This is a genomic window from Citrobacter sp. Cf087, from assembly GCF_030334285.1.
GTDB lineage: Bacteria > Pseudomonadota > Gammaproteobacteria > Enterobacterales > Enterobacteriaceae > Citrobacter > Citrobacter freundii.
Genome location: NZ_JAOWED010000032.1, coordinates 60,880 through 76,770, shown reverse-complemented (window position 1 = coordinate 76,770; position 15,891 = coordinate 60,880). Strand labels below are relative to the sequence as shown.

At 53.1% G+C, this 15,891-nt stretch carries 14 protein-coding genes and 1 pseudogene; 3 read left to right on the top strand and 12 right to left on the bottom strand.

Annotated elements, in window-relative coordinates:
• Positions 1 to 37: 37 nt before the first annotated feature.
• The 3 genes from gntT to gntX all read right to left on the bottom strand — a co-directional run bounded on the left by gntT (position 38) and on the right by gntX (position 3,039).
• Positions 38 to 1,354, bottom strand: coding sequence for a gluconate transporter (gntT, locus tag OGV57_RS21965; protein WP_003023507.1), 1,317 nt, complete (start codon positions 1,352 to 1,354; stop codon positions 38 to 40).
• Positions 1,355 to 1,721: 367 nt separating this feature from the next.
• Positions 1,722 to 2,297 (bottom strand): Fe-S biogenesis protein NfuA, encoded by a 576-nt coding sequence (gene nfuA, locus OGV57_RS21960; protein WP_003023509.1) that lies wholly within the window; start codon positions 2,295 to 2,297, stop codon positions 1,722 to 1,724.
• Positions 2,298 to 2,355: 58 nt separating this feature from the next.
• Positions 2,356 to 3,039: a DNA utilization protein GntX gene (gene gntX, locus OGV57_RS21955; protein WP_054528856.1), complete on the bottom strand. Its 684-nt coding sequence runs from the start codon at positions 3,037 to 3,039 to the stop codon at positions 2,356 to 2,358.
• A 37-nt stretch (positions 3,040 to 3,076) separates the two neighbouring features.
• Between gntX and bioH the strand changes: the two genes are divergently transcribed.
• Entirely contained in the window at positions 3,077 to 3,847 is a 771-nt protein-coding gene (bioH, locus tag OGV57_RS21950; RefSeq protein ID WP_054528855.1) for a pimeloyl-ACP methyl ester esterase BioH, read from the top strand.
• 45 nt (positions 3,848 to 3,892) lie between these two features.
• Here bioH and OGV57_RS21945 read toward each other — a convergent pair.
• The 6 genes and pseudogenes from OGV57_RS21945 to greB form a co-directional block, all read right to left on the bottom strand.
• Positions 3,893 to 4,636: pseudogene (locus tag OGV57_RS21945) on the bottom strand (Rpn family recombination-promoting nuclease/putative transposase); the annotation flags it as partial.
• Positions 4,637 to 4,797: 161 nt separating this feature from the next.
• A complete protein-coding gene (feoC, locus tag OGV57_RS21940; RefSeq protein ID WP_003023516.1) occupies positions 4,798 to 5,034 on the bottom strand; it encodes a [Fe-S]-dependent transcriptional repressor FeoC in 237 nt (78 codons plus the stop codon).
• Between the two features lie 11 nt (positions 5,035 to 5,045).
• Complete coding sequence (gene feoB, locus OGV57_RS21935) at positions 5,046 to 7,364, bottom strand: Fe(2+) transporter permease subunit FeoB (protein WP_032950396.1); 2,319 nt, start codon at positions 7,362 to 7,364, stop codon at positions 5,046 to 5,048.
• Between the two features lie 18 nt (positions 7,365 to 7,382).
• Complete coding sequence (gene feoA / locus OGV57_RS21930) at positions 7,383 to 7,610, bottom strand: ferrous iron transporter A (RefSeq protein WP_003023519.1); 228 nt, start codon at positions 7,608 to 7,610, stop codon at positions 7,383 to 7,385.
• Positions 7,611 to 7,985: 375 nt separating this feature from the next.
• Positions 7,986 to 10,319, bottom strand: a complete 2,334-nt coding sequence (locus OGV57_RS21925; protein ID WP_054528854.1) for a Tex family protein — start codon at positions 10,317 to 10,319, stop codon at positions 7,986 to 7,988.
• 98 nt (positions 10,320 to 10,417) lie between these two features.
• Positions 10,418 to 10,891: a transcription elongation factor GreB gene (gene greB, locus OGV57_RS21920; RefSeq protein WP_003023524.1), complete on the bottom strand. Its 474-nt coding sequence runs from the start codon at positions 10,889 to 10,891 to the stop codon at positions 10,418 to 10,420.
• Positions 10,892 to 11,116: 225 nt separating this feature from the next.
• Here greB and ompR point away from each other — a divergent pair, with 225 nt between their 5' ends.
• Together ompR and envZ are read left to right on the top strand one after the other, a co-directional pair.
• Positions 11,117 to 11,836 (top strand): osmolarity response regulator transcription factor OmpR, encoded by a 720-nt coding sequence (gene ompR / locus OGV57_RS21915; protein WP_001157751.1) that lies wholly within the window; start codon positions 11,117 to 11,119, stop codon positions 11,834 to 11,836.
• Positions 11,833 to 13,185 (top strand): two-component system sensor histidine kinase EnvZ, encoded by a 1,353-nt coding sequence (gene envZ, locus OGV57_RS21910; RefSeq protein WP_003837891.1) that lies wholly within the window; start codon positions 11,833 to 11,835, stop codon positions 13,183 to 13,185. Before ompR ends, envZ begins: the two co-directional genes overlap by 4 nt.
• Positions 13,186 to 13,241: 56 nt before the next feature.
• Here envZ and nadS read toward each other — a convergent pair whose 3' ends face one another.
• The 3 genes from nadS to pckA form a co-directional block, all read right to left on the bottom strand.
• On the bottom strand, positions 13,242 to 13,538 hold the full coding sequence (gene nadS / locus OGV57_RS21905) for a NadS family protein (protein WP_003837894.1): 297 nt from the start codon (positions 13,536 to 13,538) through the stop codon (positions 13,242 to 13,244).
• 52 nt (positions 13,539 to 13,590) lie between these two features.
• Positions 13,591 to 13,908 (bottom strand): type II toxin-antitoxin system RelE/ParE family toxin, encoded by a 318-nt coding sequence (locus OGV57_RS21900; protein ID WP_003847996.1) that lies wholly within the window; start codon positions 13,906 to 13,908, stop codon positions 13,591 to 13,593.
• A 122-nt stretch (positions 13,909 to 14,030) separates the two neighbouring features.
• A complete protein-coding gene (gene pckA / locus OGV57_RS21895) occupies positions 14,031 to 15,653 on the bottom strand; it encodes a phosphoenolpyruvate carboxykinase (ATP) (RefSeq protein WP_003023529.1) in 1,623 nt (540 codons plus the stop codon).
• Positions 15,654 to 15,891: the final 238 nt, after the last annotated feature.

The following is a 15,891-nucleotide window of genomic DNA, read 5'->3' as shown; positions in this document are numbered from 1 at the left end:
AGGCCGGGTAAGCGAAGCGCCACCCGGCACCGTTTTATCAGACCACCATACCCAGCAGCAGACACCCTACCAGACCGCAGACAGAGATAATGGTTTCCAGCATTGACCATGACTTGATGGTTTCACCGATGGTCAGGTTGAAGTACTCCTTGAACAGCCAGAAACCTGGATCGTTCACGTGGGAGAAGATGACAGAACCGGAACCAACCGCAATAACCATCAGCTCAGGGCTTACGCCGGTTGTTGCAATCAGCGGCGCCACTATCCCACCAGCGGTGATCGCTGCAACGGTTGCGGAACCCAATGCGATACGCAGTACTGCAGCGATAGACCATGCCATCAGCAGCGGAGACACGTTAGAGCCGTGCATCATTGAGGCGATGTATTTGTCCACGCCGCTATCAACCAGAACCTGTTTGAAGGCACCGCCGCCGCCGATGATCAACAGCATCATCGCAATGATTTTGATTGAAGACACCAGCGTGTCGTTAATCTGATCCATCGAACGTCCGCGGTTCAGACCAAACGTGAACATCGCAATCAGCACTGCAATCAGCGTTGCCATGACCGGATCACCGAGGAATTCAGCAACAGTCAGGAAAGCATGACCTTTCGGCAGAATCATCTCCGCCACGGCGCGCATCGCCATCAGAATAACCGGGACCAGAGAGGTCCAGACGCTGACGCCAAAGCCTGGCATCTCTTCTTCAGTGAAGGTTTTTGCGCTGTACAGACCTTCCGGGATTGGCTTATCAATGCCTTTCAAGAAACGTGCGTATACCGGACCGGCGAGAATAACGGTCGGGATTGCCAGAATCGTACCAAACAGCAGGGTTTTACCCATATCTGCGTGGAAAATGGTGGCAATAGCGGTTGGACCCGGGTGCGGTGGCAGGAAGCCGTGCGTTACGGACAGTGCCGCAGCCATTGGCACGCCAACGTACAGCAGCGGGATATTGGCAGCAGCGGCAATGGTGAACACCAGCGGCAGCATCAGTACGAAACCAACTTCGTAGAACAGGGCAAAACCAACGGTGAAGCCGGTTAATACCACCGCCCATTGAATATGTTTTTTGCCGAATTTAGCAATCAGGGTGGTTGCGATGCGCTGTGCGCCGCCGCAGTCCGCCAGCATTTTGCCCAGCATGGCGCCAAAACCCATAATCAGGGCGAGGCTGCCAAGGGTTCCACCGACGCCGGCTTTAATTGAACCGATGACTTTATCCAGTGGCATCCCTTGCATCAATCCGACAGCAAGCGCCACCAGGACGAGAGCGATGAAGCCGTTCATTTTGAAACGGATCATCAGGAGGAGTAACAAGATTACACCGATAGCAACGATGACTAATGGCATGATTTACCTGGCCTTAACTTTGTTATGGGTAACGTCAGTGTTTAGATGACAAATTCCGATTGTCCCGACCGGGAACAGAGTATTCTCAGCACCAATGCTGGTTGCCTGCAAAACTAATCAGTTTAGCTGGCTATTATGTGTGTGTTAGGTGCTGATACGAATGATACGGGTAACATGTGGCGCTTGAAAATCACCTGGGCAGGCAAAATTTAAATTATGAGAGGCTGGTCAAATTATGCGGGGGATTATTACAGGGTGCGTGCAGAGAAATGTAAGGGCGTAGGCCGGATAAAGCGTTTACGCTGCCATCCGGCATCGATGCCCGGTGGCGACGCGGATGCGTCTTACCGGGCCTACAAGTCTGGCGTTAGTAGTAAGAGTGCTCGCCGCGCTGGTGTTCGGTTAAATCGCGAACGCCTTTCAGTTCAGGGAATTCAGCCAGCAGCTGCTTCTCGATACCTTCTTTCAGCGTCACATCGACCATTGAACAGCCGTTACAGCCGCCGCCAAACTGCAGAATGGCGTAGCCTTCATCGGTGATTTCCATCAGAGATACGCGACCACCGTGGCCAGCCAGCTGTGGGTTGATCTGCGATTGCAGCATGTACTCCACGCGTTCCATCAGCGGTGCATCATCGGCAACTTTACGCATCTTGGCGTTTGGTGCTTTCAGGGTCAGCTGGGAGCCTAACTGGTCGGTAACGAAATCGATTTCTGCATCTTCCAGATACGGTGCGCTCAGTTCATCAACATATGCGGTCAGCAGGTCAAATTTAATGGCGGTGTCGGTTGCTTCCACGGCGTCCGGCGGACAATAAGAAACGCCGCATTCAGCGTTAGGCGTGCCGGGATTAATCACAAATACGCGGATTTGTGTCCCTTCTTCCTGATTTGCCAGCAGTTTGGCAAAGTGCGCTTGTGCAGCATCGGAAATATGGATCATAGTAATGGCCTAATAGTTGACTATTTTACTTGGTTATAATACGCCCATCATCGAGGCTCTACAAGGTTCGACACAGGCACCATACCTGGACAGTCGCCGCGCCGTTGCGTAAAAGCAGCTGCGCGATTTCCGCGACGGTACTTCCGGTAGTGACGACATCATCCACAATAACCATATGGAGTCCCTGCACCGGCAATTCAAGGCGAAAGGCATTTTTCAGGTTACGTTTACGTAATCGGGCGCTGAGATGGTGCTGTGTGGCGGTTGCCCGAACCCGCGAGATGGTCCGGCTGTCCCAGTCGCAACCCAGCCAGCGTGCAAGCGGACGGCACAGTAAATCGCTCTGATTAAACCCTCTGCGCCAGTGTCGGCGTTGCCAGAGCGGGACGCTGACCAGCCTGTCCGGCAGAGGAAGGGCGCTGACGCGCCGGGCCTGTAGTACCTCCAGCAACAGCAAACGCGAAAGAGCGGAGGCTGTTTCGCTGCGTCGCGAAAACTTGAGCTGGTGGATAAGCCCGCTCAACGGCGGAACATAGTCGCTGACGGTGACCAGCCGCTGCCACGGCGGCGGTTTTTGCAGGCAGCGCCCACAGGGAATGACGGTATGAGCGGCAGGGAGTCCACATTGGGGGCATAGGCTGGCGTGTTGGCGCGTTGCCCGCGTACAGACTGAGCAGATCCCCCAATGCCCTAACGTCAGGGGCATTCGGCATAGCCAGCACAATCCCGGTACTGTTAGCATAGATGCATCCTTTCAGGCTAAAAGAGAACAATAACTGATGAATGACATCTGGTGGCAGACCCAGGGTTCGGGAAATTGCCATCTTGTGCTGCTGCACGGATGGGGACTGAATGCGCAAGTGTGGCATTGCATAAGCGAGGAACTGAGTTCGCATTTTACGCTGCATCTTGTCGACTTACCGGGATTTGGTCGTAGCCAGGGTTTCGGTGCAATGTCGCTGGAAGAGATGGCTGAGCGGGTATTGAAACAGGCACCGGAGAAAGCTATCTGGCTCGGCTGGAGTCTGGGCGGGCTGGTCGCGAGTCAGGTAGCCCTAACGCATCCTGAGCGTGTTCAGGCGCTGGTGACCGTCGCGTCTTCCCCTTGCTTTAGCGCGCGGGAAGAGTGGCCGGGTATTAAGCCAGAGGTGCTGGCAGGCTTCCAACAGCAGCTGAGCGAAGATTTCCAGCGTACAGTTGAGCGTTTTCTGGCATTGCAAACGATGGGTACGGAAACCGCGCGTCAGGATGCGCGAGCGTTGAAGAAAACGGTGCTGGCTTTACCCATGCCGGACGTCGAGGTGCTTAATGGCGGGCTGGAGATCCTGAAAACAGTCGATCTGCGAGAACCGCTGTGCGCGGTGGAAATGCCTTTCCTGCGGTTGTACGGCTATCTTGACGGGCTGGTGCCGCGCAAAGTCGTCCCGATGCTGGATGCACTGTGGCCGCAGAGCGAGTCTTTGGTGTTTGCTAAGGCGGCGCATGCACCGTTTATCTCGCATCCGGCGGAGTTCTGCTCAGCGCTGGTGGCGTTAAAACAACAGCTATAGCCAATGTTGACTTGCCCGGTAGCGTCGCGCTTGCCGGGCCTGAAATTAATGCGATTGCGCAGGCAGGTCTTTAGCGCTAAGCCCGGTAATTCTGAGTATTGTTAATCTGTCGATACCATCCGCTAGCATGGTCGTCGCGATGCGCAAAGCTTCCTCTCGTTTGCCTTGTTGTAGACCTGTTTGTAACCCCTCTTGTAATCCTTTCCGATGGCCTTCCTGAAGACCATTAAAATGTCCTTCCTGTCGTAGCCTCTCAGCGATTGTCATCAATCTCTCCTTGTGTTGGGGTAAACGTTCGGCGACTTCATGAATAAATTCCCCAAAATGCACGGTGTCTCCGGCTTGCATCAGGTAATTAAACAAGGCTTTCAACTGGTTGTCATTAGCGTGTCCTTTAACAAGCAGGATGGCCAGTTTTTCTACCAGCCCCATCAAATCGCGTTTACGGATATGTTTTTGGATGAGTTCCAACAGCGCCATCCGGCGATGCTGCATAATCTCGTCATCGGGCACAACGGTGATATCGATCAGTGGAAACGCGGTGCTATAAAGCTGTCTGGCGGACTCCGGGTCATCAAACTCGTCCAGCCAACAAAGTGAATAGGGGTATGGGCTTGCTGCACCATGATAAAAAAGTAGGGGGATTACCAGAGGCAGCTTCTTATGTCCCGCATCCAGATGACGCTGCATTACCGCAATGGCATAGCGTATTAGCCGAAATGCCATGTGAGCATCGGCGCTGCTTTGATGTTCAATAATGGTGTAAATGTAACCATCACCTTCGCGGGTAGCTGGCTGGAGGATAGATCTTTTTTGCTGAAATAATGAAATCTATGTGGAATCCATTACGCAAAAAAGCCGGATATCTGCATAAACGAATTATCCGGCCTGGACGTTTGCATCATTTGTAGGCCGGATAAGCGTAGCGCCATCCGGCAAATAGCATCTGATTAGCGCAAAGCCCACCATTCGCGCAGGCAGGCTTTACCTTCCGGGCAACTTTTGCAGCTTCCGGAAAGACACCCGTCGGCATCTTCCTGAATCCGCACCGCTTTGCCCATCTTTTCTAACTGATTCAGCATGGCGTCAATCATGGGCTGCGGGGTATGCAGCGTGTGGCTTATTTGTGTCGCCTCCATGCGCCCCCGCAAAGCCAATAAATCACGAACCTGAATAAGTGATGCCATTGTCGATAACCTTAGTGGCAATCGCCAGTCGTGCTGGAACAGCAGGAACTCGCCGTTCTGTTGGTTGCCAGCAGTGCGAGGTCCACGCGGCTGCGAGCTCGACGCAGCAGGCCCAGCAACACGATGTTAAACAGGATGACCGCTAAAATGCACACCAGGCTGTAGGTCGGGTGCTCTTTGTAGCTGACCGTCTGATAAAACAGCGTTGACAGTGAATAAGCGATATTCAGCCCCCACAGAATCGAGAAACTCATCCAGCCACGGCTGGATTCACGTGCGATAGCGCCCATCACTGAAATGCACGGCACATACAGCAGAACAAAGATCAGGTAGCTGTACGCGGCGGCGGCGCTGCCAAATTTCTCGCCCATCACGCCCATTGCGCCCGTCGCCATTTCGCCGTCGCCCTTGCTGGCTTCGATAGGGTTAGCCAGTACGCTCAGGCTAAAGGTGTCTTTCAGGCTTTGCCAGGTTTCATCCACTGCGCCGATCAGCTCGTCACCGAGGTGGAAATCTGCCGGGTTGAACTCTTCTTCCTGAATGTTTTCCGCGGTATAGAGCGTGTTCAGCGTACCCACCACCACTTCTTTCGCCATCGCGCCGGTGAACAAACCTACGGTTGCCTGCCAGTTATCTTCGTGAACGCCAATCGGTTTAAACACAGGAGTAATAACACGGCTAACGGAGGCCAGAGCAGAGTCGTTGATGTTATCGACGATTTTCCCGCTCAGCGAGAAACTGTTAAACGCGCTGAGGAAAATGCTGACGATGATGATGACTTTACCTGCACGCAGAACGAAGCCTTTCAGCCGTTGCCAGGTCTGAATAATCAGACTCTTGATGTGCGGCACGTGGTATACCGGCAGCTCCATCACGAACGGCGTTGCTTCACCACGCATGATGGTGTGTTTGAGCATCAGGCCCGTCAACACAGCCATCACGATACCCAGTACGTACAGCGAGAAGACCGCCAGTGCGCCGTTCTGACCAAAGAACGCCGCGGCAAAGACGGCGAAAATCGCCAGACGTGCGCCGCAGGACATAAACGGCGCCATCATGATGGTCATCAGACGCTCACGCGGGGCGTCCAGCGTACGTGCGCCCATCACGGACGGTACGTTACAGCCAAAGCCGACGATCAGCGGGACGAACGATTTGCCCGGCAGTCCCAGCGCCTGCATCAGACGGTCCATCACAAACGCGGCGCGCGCCATGTAGCCGGAGTCTTCAAGGAAGGAGAGGAACAGGTACATCATGCCGATTTGCGGTACCAGCGGCAGCACGGTGTTAATCCCGCCGCCAAGGCCCTGGGCCAGGAAGATGGTTAGCCAGTCCGGGAAGTGCAGCGTGTAGCCAATCCACTGAATACCATGGATAAAGAGTGCTACGGAGCCAACGTCAAACAACGGTTGCAGCGCGCCACCGATGTTAATGGCGAGCAGGAACATCAGGTACATCACGAACAGGAAAATCGGTAGCCCGAGGAAGCGGTTGAGAACGATTTTATCTACCGCGGTGGTGAAACGGCTCGGTTCTGCCGTCAGAGTATTGCTGACGGTATCGCAGATAGCGGCAATGCACTGATAGCGCGCATCGGCGATATGTAGCGCCGGATCGTCCATTGTCTCGCTCAGGCGTGCGATAGATGCATCGAGATCTTGCGCGGCATCACCCGCATAGGCGCGGCTGTAGATATCGCCTTCCAGCATCTGCAGACCCAGCCAGCGGCGCTGTTTGAGCGGCATATCTTTGGCCATCGCGTCGGCGAGGGAGTCCGCTTCCTGCAGCAACGGCTGGGCATAATGGACCAGCTCGACGGTGTCGTTTTCTTTGTAGCGATCGATCGCCAGCTTCAGCGCTTCAATGCCGCGGGCGCGGGTGGAAACCAGCGGAACCACCGGGCAGCCAAGACGTGCTGAGAGGGCGTCGATATCAATACGGATTTGCTGCTTTTCAGCGATATCCAGCATATTCAACGCGACGATGCAGGGGATGCCCAACTCAAGCAGTTGCAACGTCAGGTAGAGGTTACGTTCAAGGTTTGAAGCATCGACCACGTTGATCAACAGATCCGCGTCGCCGCTTAAAATATAGTGGCAGGCAATCTGCTCATCGAGAGAGGTCTGGGATGAGATTGTCGTCAGAGAATAGGTGCCGGGTAAATCCACCAGCGTGACCTGATGGTCCGTTGTGGCGAAATGACCTTCTTTACGCTCCACGGTAACGCCAGCCCAGTTGCCTACACGCTGGCGCGCGCCGGTGAGTTGGTTGAATAAAGTTGTCTTGCCGGAATTAGGATTACCAATTAAACCAATGGTTAGTTTTTTCATTTTTATAGACTCACTGTATTAACAGGAAACCGCTTCCACTTCTAATAACGCCAAATCCTTTTTACGCAATACCAGACTTACGCGACGCGTTTCGATATGGATAGGATCGCCGAGCGGGGCGACGCGTACCACGTTGAAGGAGGAGCCGGGCAGCATGCCAAGTGACAACAGTTTCTGACGATAAGCCGGGCTGATTTCACGGGCAAAGCCGGTAATTTTCCACGCACTGTCAGGAGTGAATTGCATAGGGACCTACTTATATCTCGCTAACTGGATGATTACCTCATGGGGCGACAGGGCGGCATGAGACCAGATGATTAGCCAACGTAAGGAAAGAGTAAATAATCAACAAAACAATGATAATGAGAATGGTTTCTATCATCAATAGAATAAATGTGACGGAATGTACAATTGGATAATAATTTGAGCCAATTTTGATATTCCTCAATATTTATTCTGGTAGGGAAAGAATGGTTCGCGGAGGTAATTATTGAGAATCTTAATGTTTAATTAAGGTTTCATCTGTTAATAAAGTGATAAATATATTGTGGTGAAAAGCGGGGGATATATTAAATATGCCGGATAAGGTATTGATTCCGTCATCCGGCACACGGTTTAAACTTAGCGCTTTTTACCCATTGCCGCCGCCAGCGCATCCATCATCGCGCTGTTGCCCGCAGGCTGGGTGTCACGACCACGCGGTTTCGCCGCTTTTGGCGCTGGGCGATTGCCCTGAGTGCGATCGTTATTCCCGCCGCCGCGACGCGCATTGGTTTCACCCGGCTGCTCGTCCAGACGCATGGTCAGCGCGATACGCTTACGTTGCAGGTCCACTTCCAGCACTTTCACCTTCACAATGTCGCCCGCTTTCACCACGGTGTGTGGATCGTCGACGAACTTATTCGACAGCGAAGAGATATGCACCAGGCCATCCTGATGAACGCCGATATCAACAAACGCGCCGAAATTGGTGACGTTGGTGACCGCCCCTTCCAGGATCATTCCCGGCAGCAGATCGTTCATGGTTTCGACACCATCGGCAAACTGCGCGGTTTTAAATTCAGGACGCGGATCGCGACCCGGCTTTTCCAGCTCTTTGATGATGTCGGTGACGGTCGGCACCCCGAAGCGTTCGTCAGTAAAATCGGCGGCTTTCAGATTGCGCAGTTCGTTGCTGTTGCCCATCAGGTCACGCAGCGATTGCTCGGTAGCGGCCAGAATGCGTTCCACAATCGGATAGGCTTCCGGGTGAACGGTGGAGGCATCCAGTGGGTTATCGCCATGGTTGATGCGCAGGAAGCCTGCGCACTGTTCAAAAGCTTTTGGCCCCAGACGGCTGACTTTCAGCAGTTGCTGACGGTTCTGGAACTGACCGTTCTCATCGCGCCAGGCAACGATGTTTTGCGCCATCATGCGTGTCAGGCCGGCCACGCGGGTCAACAGCGGAACGGAAGCGGTATTTAGATCGACGCCGACGGCGTTCACACAGTCTTCCACCACCGCGTCCAGCTTACGCGCCAGTTGTGTCTGGCTAACGTCGTGTTGATACTGGCCCACACCGATGGATTTCGGATCGATTTTCACCAGCTCAGCCAGCGGATCCTGCAGACGACGGGCGATAGACACTGCGCCACGCAATGAAACGTCGAGATCCGGGAACTCCTGCGCCGCCAGCTCGGAAGCCGAGTAAACCGATGCCCCGGCTTCGCTGACGATCACTTTCTGCGCGGTGACTTTCGGGAACTGTTTCTGCACGTCGAGGAAGAAGCGCTCGGTTTCGCGCGACGCTGTACCGTTACCAATCGCCACCAGCTCAACGTTGTATTTTTCACACAGCGCCGCAACGGCAACGGCGGCTTTGGCGGCCTGACCGGTGTGTGGATAAATGGTGTCGGTCGCGACCAGCTTACCGGTACCGTCAACAACCGCCACCTTCACGCCGGTACGCAGGCCGGGATCGAGGCCCATGGTGGCGCGTAGGCCGGCCGGAGCCGCCATCAGCAGGTCATGCAGGTTACGGGCAAAGACGTTGATTGCTTCATCTTCCGCGCGTTCGCGCACGGTGCCCATCAGTTCGGTTTCGAGGTGCATCAGCACCTTAATTCGCCATGTCCAGCTTACAACGCCTTTACGCCAGCTGTCTGCCGGTGCGTTGTTCAGTCGCAGGCCAAGGTGATCCTGAATGATTTGCTCGCCGTGGCTCTCTTTCGGTGGCTCATCGAACTGCGGATCGGCATTCAGCGAAAGCTGAAGCACGCCCTCGTTACGGCCACGGAACATGGCCAGCGCACGGTGGGATGGCACGGTAGAGATCGGTTCGTGGTGATCGAAGTAGTCGCGGAATTTCGCGCCTTCCTCTTCTTTACCGCTTACCACGGTGGAAACCAAATGCGCGTTCTTCCACAGATAGTCACGCACTTTCGCCAGCAGCGCGGCATCTTCAGCGAAGCGTTCCATCAGGATGTAACGTGCGCCGTCGAGGGCCGCTTTGATATCCGCCACGCCGTTGTCGGCGTTGAGATATTTAGCGGCTTCTGTTTCCGGGTCGTGAGACGGCTCGTTCCACAGCAGGTCTGCCAGCGGCTCAAGGCCTGCTTCAATGGCGATCTGCCCACGGGTACGGCGCTTAGGTTTGTACGGCAGATAGAGATCTTCGAGTTCGGTCTTACTTAACGTGCCGTTGATCGCTTTTGCCAGGTCGTCGGTCAGTTTGCCTTGCTCGCCGATAGATTTCAGGATTGCCTGACGGCGGTCTTCCAGTTCACGCAGATATCCCAGACGGGTTTCCAGATTACGCAGTTGCGTATCGTCCAGACCGCCGGTGATTTCCTTACGATATCGTGCGATAAACGGCACGGTGTTCCCTTCGTCAAGCAGGCGAACGGCAGCTTCTACCTGTTCAGCACGAGCCTGAATTTCACCTGCGATAATGCGGCAGAAAGAATCATTCATCATGGATAGCTTCGTCTATAGGATAAAAAATCAGGGGATAGTTATACGGATTGACTGACAAAAATGCCAGCCATCTGCCGGGGCTTCGGATTGTTCCGGTCTCACTTAACGTATTCAATCTCGTTCACGTACCAGCTGGCTTCGCCACCAGGGGTGTTTACTACTGCGAGATCGCCGACTTCTTTTTTCAGCAGCGCTCGCGCCATTGGTGAGTCGATAGAGATGTAATCTTTACGACCGAAGATCTCATCGTAGCCAACAATACGGAATTTGCGGATGTCGCCATCGTCATTTTCAATCTCAACCCATGCGCCAAAGAAGACTTTGCCCTCCTGCTGCGGGGAGTAATCGACGATTTTCAGATTCTCCATGCACTTGGTCAAATATCGGACGCGGCGGTCGATCTCACGCAGGCGCTTTTTATTATACTGGTAGTCGGCATTTTCGCTGCGGTCACCCAGACTCGCGGCCCAGGTTACTTTTTTGGTGACTTCCGGGCGCTCTTCACGCCAGAGATAATTCAGCTCTTGTTTGAGTTTTTCATACCCTTCACGGGTTATCAGGGGCGTTTTCATCTTATTGTTTTACCTTCGACTCTGTGATGATGCGCACAATTAGTATTACGTGAGCATATCAACAGAATAAATAATGTATTGCGAGAAACATTGTATACTTAAGCTGCTGTTTAATATGCTTTGTAACAATTTAGCCTGGAATTCATACCAGAATTCGCTGGTGACTCACGTTAGCTTTCTTAAGAATATACACTTAATTGTTGCGAACCTTTGGGAGTAATAACAATGCAAGAGAACTATAAGATTCTGGTGGTCGATGACGACATGCGCTTACGTGCGCTTCTGGAGCGTTATCTGACCGAGCAGGGCTTCCAGGTTCGAAGCGTCGCAAACGCTGAGCAGATGGATCGTCTGCTGACCCGTGAGTCTTTCCACCTGATGGTGCTGGATTTAATGCTGCCGGGAGAAGATGGCCTGTCTATTTGCCGTCGCCTGCGCAGCCAAAGCAACCCGATGCCGATCATTATGGTTACGGCGAAGGGCGAAGAAGTGGACCGTATCGTTGGACTGGAAATCGGCGCTGACGATTACATCCCGAAACCGTTTAACCCGCGTGAGCTGCTGGCACGTATTCGCGCAGTCCTGCGCCGTCAGGCGAATGAACTGCCGGGCGCGCCTTCTCAGGAAGAAGCGGTCATTGCGTTTGGTAAGTTCAAACTGAACCTCGGTACGCGTGAAATGTTCCGTGAAGATGAGCCTATGCCGCTCACCAGCGGTGAGTTTGCGGTGCTGAAAGCACTGGTTAGCCATCCGCGTGAGCCGCTGTCCCGCGACAAGTTGATGAACCTCGCCCGTGGTCGTGAATATTCTGCGATGGAACGTTCTATCGACGTCCAGATTTCCCGTCTGCGTCGCATGGTGGAAGAAGATCCGGCGCATCCACGCTACATTCAGACCGTATGGGGTCTGGGCTACGTCTTTGTTCCGGACGGTTCTAAAGCATGAGGCGAATGCGCTTCTCGCCACGAAGTTCGTTTGCCCGCACGTTATTGCTCATCGTCACCTTGCTGTTTGCCAGCCTGGTGACGACTTACCTGGTAGTGCTGAACTTCGCGATTCTGCCGAGCCTCCAGCAGTTTAATAAGGTCCTGGCCTACGAAGTTCGTATGCTGATGACCGATAAACTACAGCTGGAGGACGGTACGCAACTGGTGGTGCCGCCCGCATTCCGTCGGGAAATTTATCGTGAGCTGGGTATTTCCCTCTATTCCAACGAGGCCGCTGAAGAAGCCGGACTGCGTTGGGCGCAACACTATGAATTCTTAAGCCATCAGATGGCGCAGCAGTTGGGTGGCCCAACGGAAGTCCGCGTTGAGGTAAACAAAAGCTCGCCGGTTGTGTGGCTGAAAACCTGGCTGTCGCCCAACATCTGGGTACGTGTGCCGCTTACGGAAATTCATCAAGGCGATTTCTCACCGCTGTTCCGCTATACGCTGGCGATTATGCTGCTGGCTATCGGTGGCGCGTGGCTGTTTATCCGTATCCAGAACCGACCGTTGGTGGATCTTGAACATGCGGCGCTGCAGGTGGGGAAAGGTATCATTCCACCGCCGTTGCGGGAGTATGGCGCTTCAGAGGTGCGCTCCGTAACCCGAGCCTTTAACCATATGGCCGCAGGTGTGAAGCAGTTGGCCGATGACCGTACGCTGTTAATGGCGGGCGTGAGCCACGATTTACGTACTCCGCTGACGCGTATTCGTCTGGCAACGGAAATGATGGGCGAAGAGGACGGTTATCTTGCGGAGTCCATCAATAAGGACATCGAAGAGTGTAACGCCATCATCGAGCAGTTCATCGATTACCTGCGTACCGGTCAGGAGATGCCGATGGAGATGGCGGATCTGAACTCGGTGCTGGGTGAAGTGGTTGCGGCAGAAAGCGGCTATGAACGTGAAATCGAAACTGCGCTGCAGCCTGGCGCCATTCAGGTGAAGATGCACCCGCTGTCGATCAAGCGTGCGGTTGCCAATATGGTGGTTAACGCCGCCCGCTACGGCAACGGCTGGATTAAGGTCAGTAGCGGTACGGAGACGCATCGCGCCTGGTTCCAGGTAGAAGATGATGGTCCGGGCATCAAGCCGGAGCAGCGTAAGCACCTGTTCCAGCCATTTGTCCGCGGCGACAGCGCGCGCAGTACCAGCGGCACGGGGCTGGGTCTGGCGATTGTGCAACGTATTATCGATAACCATAACGGCATGCTGGAGATTGGTACCAGTGAACGTGGTGGGTTGTCGATTCGTGCATGGCTTCCGGTTCCTTTCACTCGCGCGCAGGGTATCACGAAAGACGTATAAGAAAGGGAGGCGAAATGCCTCCCTTTGTTTACGGGATACAGAGTAAAACCTCTGGCTTAAATTGCTTTTAATTGATTAATTATAAATGGATTTTTTTGAATTAATAAAAGCAGTTTTCTTGGTGCACCAGTCGGCTGGCGTCGTTTCGTTTCCCAGCTTTTAACCAGGTCATAACTCACGCCAACAGCTATGGCAAAATCCTGTTGGCGTAACCCTGTTGCTTCGCGGATGGCTTTAACATCAATTTCGCTAAAGGTATGTACATGTTCAGGCTTAGGTGTTTCTTCACCTTTCTCTATACGCACCATTTCTTCTGCACTGGCCAGCAAATCGGCAAATAATTCGTCTTTCATTTTGGCCTCACCACACCGGATAGCGGTGTCCTGATGATTAAAATTCCCATGATTAAATCAGCATATTGGATAAGTGCATTAAAACTCTTTTTTGCTCTTCGGTTAAATCATCCTGTTCATTTTTAGGATAGAGCAAAGCGAGATAGATTCGACCTTTGCGCGTCACGTTGTAATAGATAACCCTAATACCGCTGCGTTTGCCCATACCAGAGCGACTCCAGCGAATTTTTCTGAATCCACCTGTACCAGCGATAGTATCTCCAGCCTCAGGGTTCTCTATAAGCGCCTCTTGAAAAGCGCGAAACTCATCGTCAGGCAAAAGTAACGGACGGCGTTTACTAAATCCTTGTAGCTCAATAAATGTGAACATAGCGCGTCCTGCGCATGGGGTTGATAGTACAGATTATAGGTGTACCGAGTACATTTTAAAAGATAAACACAATAAAAAACCCCTTACCCTCTCGGATAAGGGGCTATATAACGAATCAAAAATTACAGCTTCGGTCCGGCGCTAACCAGCGCTTCACCCGCAGGGGTGTCGGTGTATTTCTCGAAGTTCTCGATAAACAGTTTCGCCAGTGCATTGGCTTTTTCCTGCCACTGCTCTGGAGACGCGTAGGTATTACGCGGATCGAGAATGCGCGTATCCACGCCCGGCAACTCGGTCGGGATAGCCAGGTCAAACATCGGCAGACGGAACGTTTCTGCGTCATCCAGCGAACCGTTCAGGATGGCGTCAATAATCGCACGGGTATCTTTGATAGAGATACGTTTGCCAGTACCGTTCCAGCCGGTGTTAACCAGATACGCCTGCGCACCTGCCGCCTGCATACGTTTCACCAGCACTTCTGCATACTGCGTTGGGTGCAGAGACAGGAATGCTGCGCCGAAGCAGGCAGAGAAGGTTGGGGTCGGTTCGGTAACGCCGCGTTCGGTACCGGCCAGTTTGGCGGTGAAGCCAGACAGGAAATGGTACTGAGTTTGGTCTGCTGTCAGGCGAGAAACCGGCGGCAGCACGCCAAATGCGTCGGCAGTCAGGAAGATCACTTTGGTCGCATGACCCGCTTTTGACACTGGCTTAACGATATTATCGATGTGATAAATCGGGTAGGAAACGCGGGTGTTTTCAGTTTTGGAACCGTCGTCGAAGTCGATGGAACCATCTTCGCGCACGGTGACGTTTTCCAGCAGCGCGTCACGACGAATTGCGTTGTAGATTTCTGGCTCGGCATCTTTAGACAGTTTGATGGTCTTCGCGTAGCAACCGCCTTCGAAGTTAAATACGCCGTCGTCATCCCAGCCGTGTTCGTCATCGCCAATCAGGCGGCGTTTCGGATCGGTGGACAGCGTTGTTTTACCGGTACCGGACAGGCCAAAGAAGACTGCCACATCACCTTTTTCCCCGACGTTTGCCGAGCAGTGCATGGAGGCAATGCCTTTCAGCGGCAGCAGGTAGTTCATCACGGAGAACATACCTTTCTTCATTTCGCCGCCGTACCAGGTGCCGCCAATCAGCTGGATACGCTCAGTCAGGTTGAAAGCCACGAAGTTTTCAGAGTTCAGACCCTGCTCTTTCCATTGTGGGTTGGTGCACTTAGCGCCGTTCATCACGATGAAATCCGGTTTAAAATCAACCAGCTCTTCGTCGCTTGGGCGGATGAACATGTTTTTGACGAAATGCGCCTGCCAGGCAACTTCGGTAATGAAGCGCACGGAAAGACGGGTATCGGCGTTAGCACCGCAGAATGCATCAATGATAAACAGGCGCTTGCCGGAAAGTTGCTGGGTAACTAATCCTTTCAGATGCTGCCAGGTTTCCGGGGAGAGCGGTTTGTTGTCGTTCTTACCTTTACCTTTGTCGGACCACCAGAGCGTGTCGCGCGTGGTGTCGTCACGGACAATGTACTTATCCTTTGGCGAACGTCCGGTAAAGATACCGGTATCAACGGCAACGGCGCCGAGATTCGTTAACACGCCACGTTCATAACCTTCCAGGTTTGGATCAAGTTCTTCCTGGAAAAGCGTGTCGTAGTCTGGATTGTAAACGATATCCTGAACGTCATTGATACCATAAGCCTTGAGATCTTGCGGGGTTAAACTGTTGTTCACACGCATTTCACTGCTCCTTAGCCAATATGTATTACCTGGAATAGTAAGGTTTTTTAGGGATTGCTAACCGCGACAAGGCTCATAGATTTACGCATCCGGGAAAATCACGGGTTACCGAATACGCTGCGACTCCTGTCACAAAGAGGCGGATATTATGGCAGGAAACCCTTTTTTGTTGTGGAAAATGTTCTTAAAACGTTAATGAAGAGTGTTTTTGGCGGGAATCTTGTGAGTGTAATCGCAT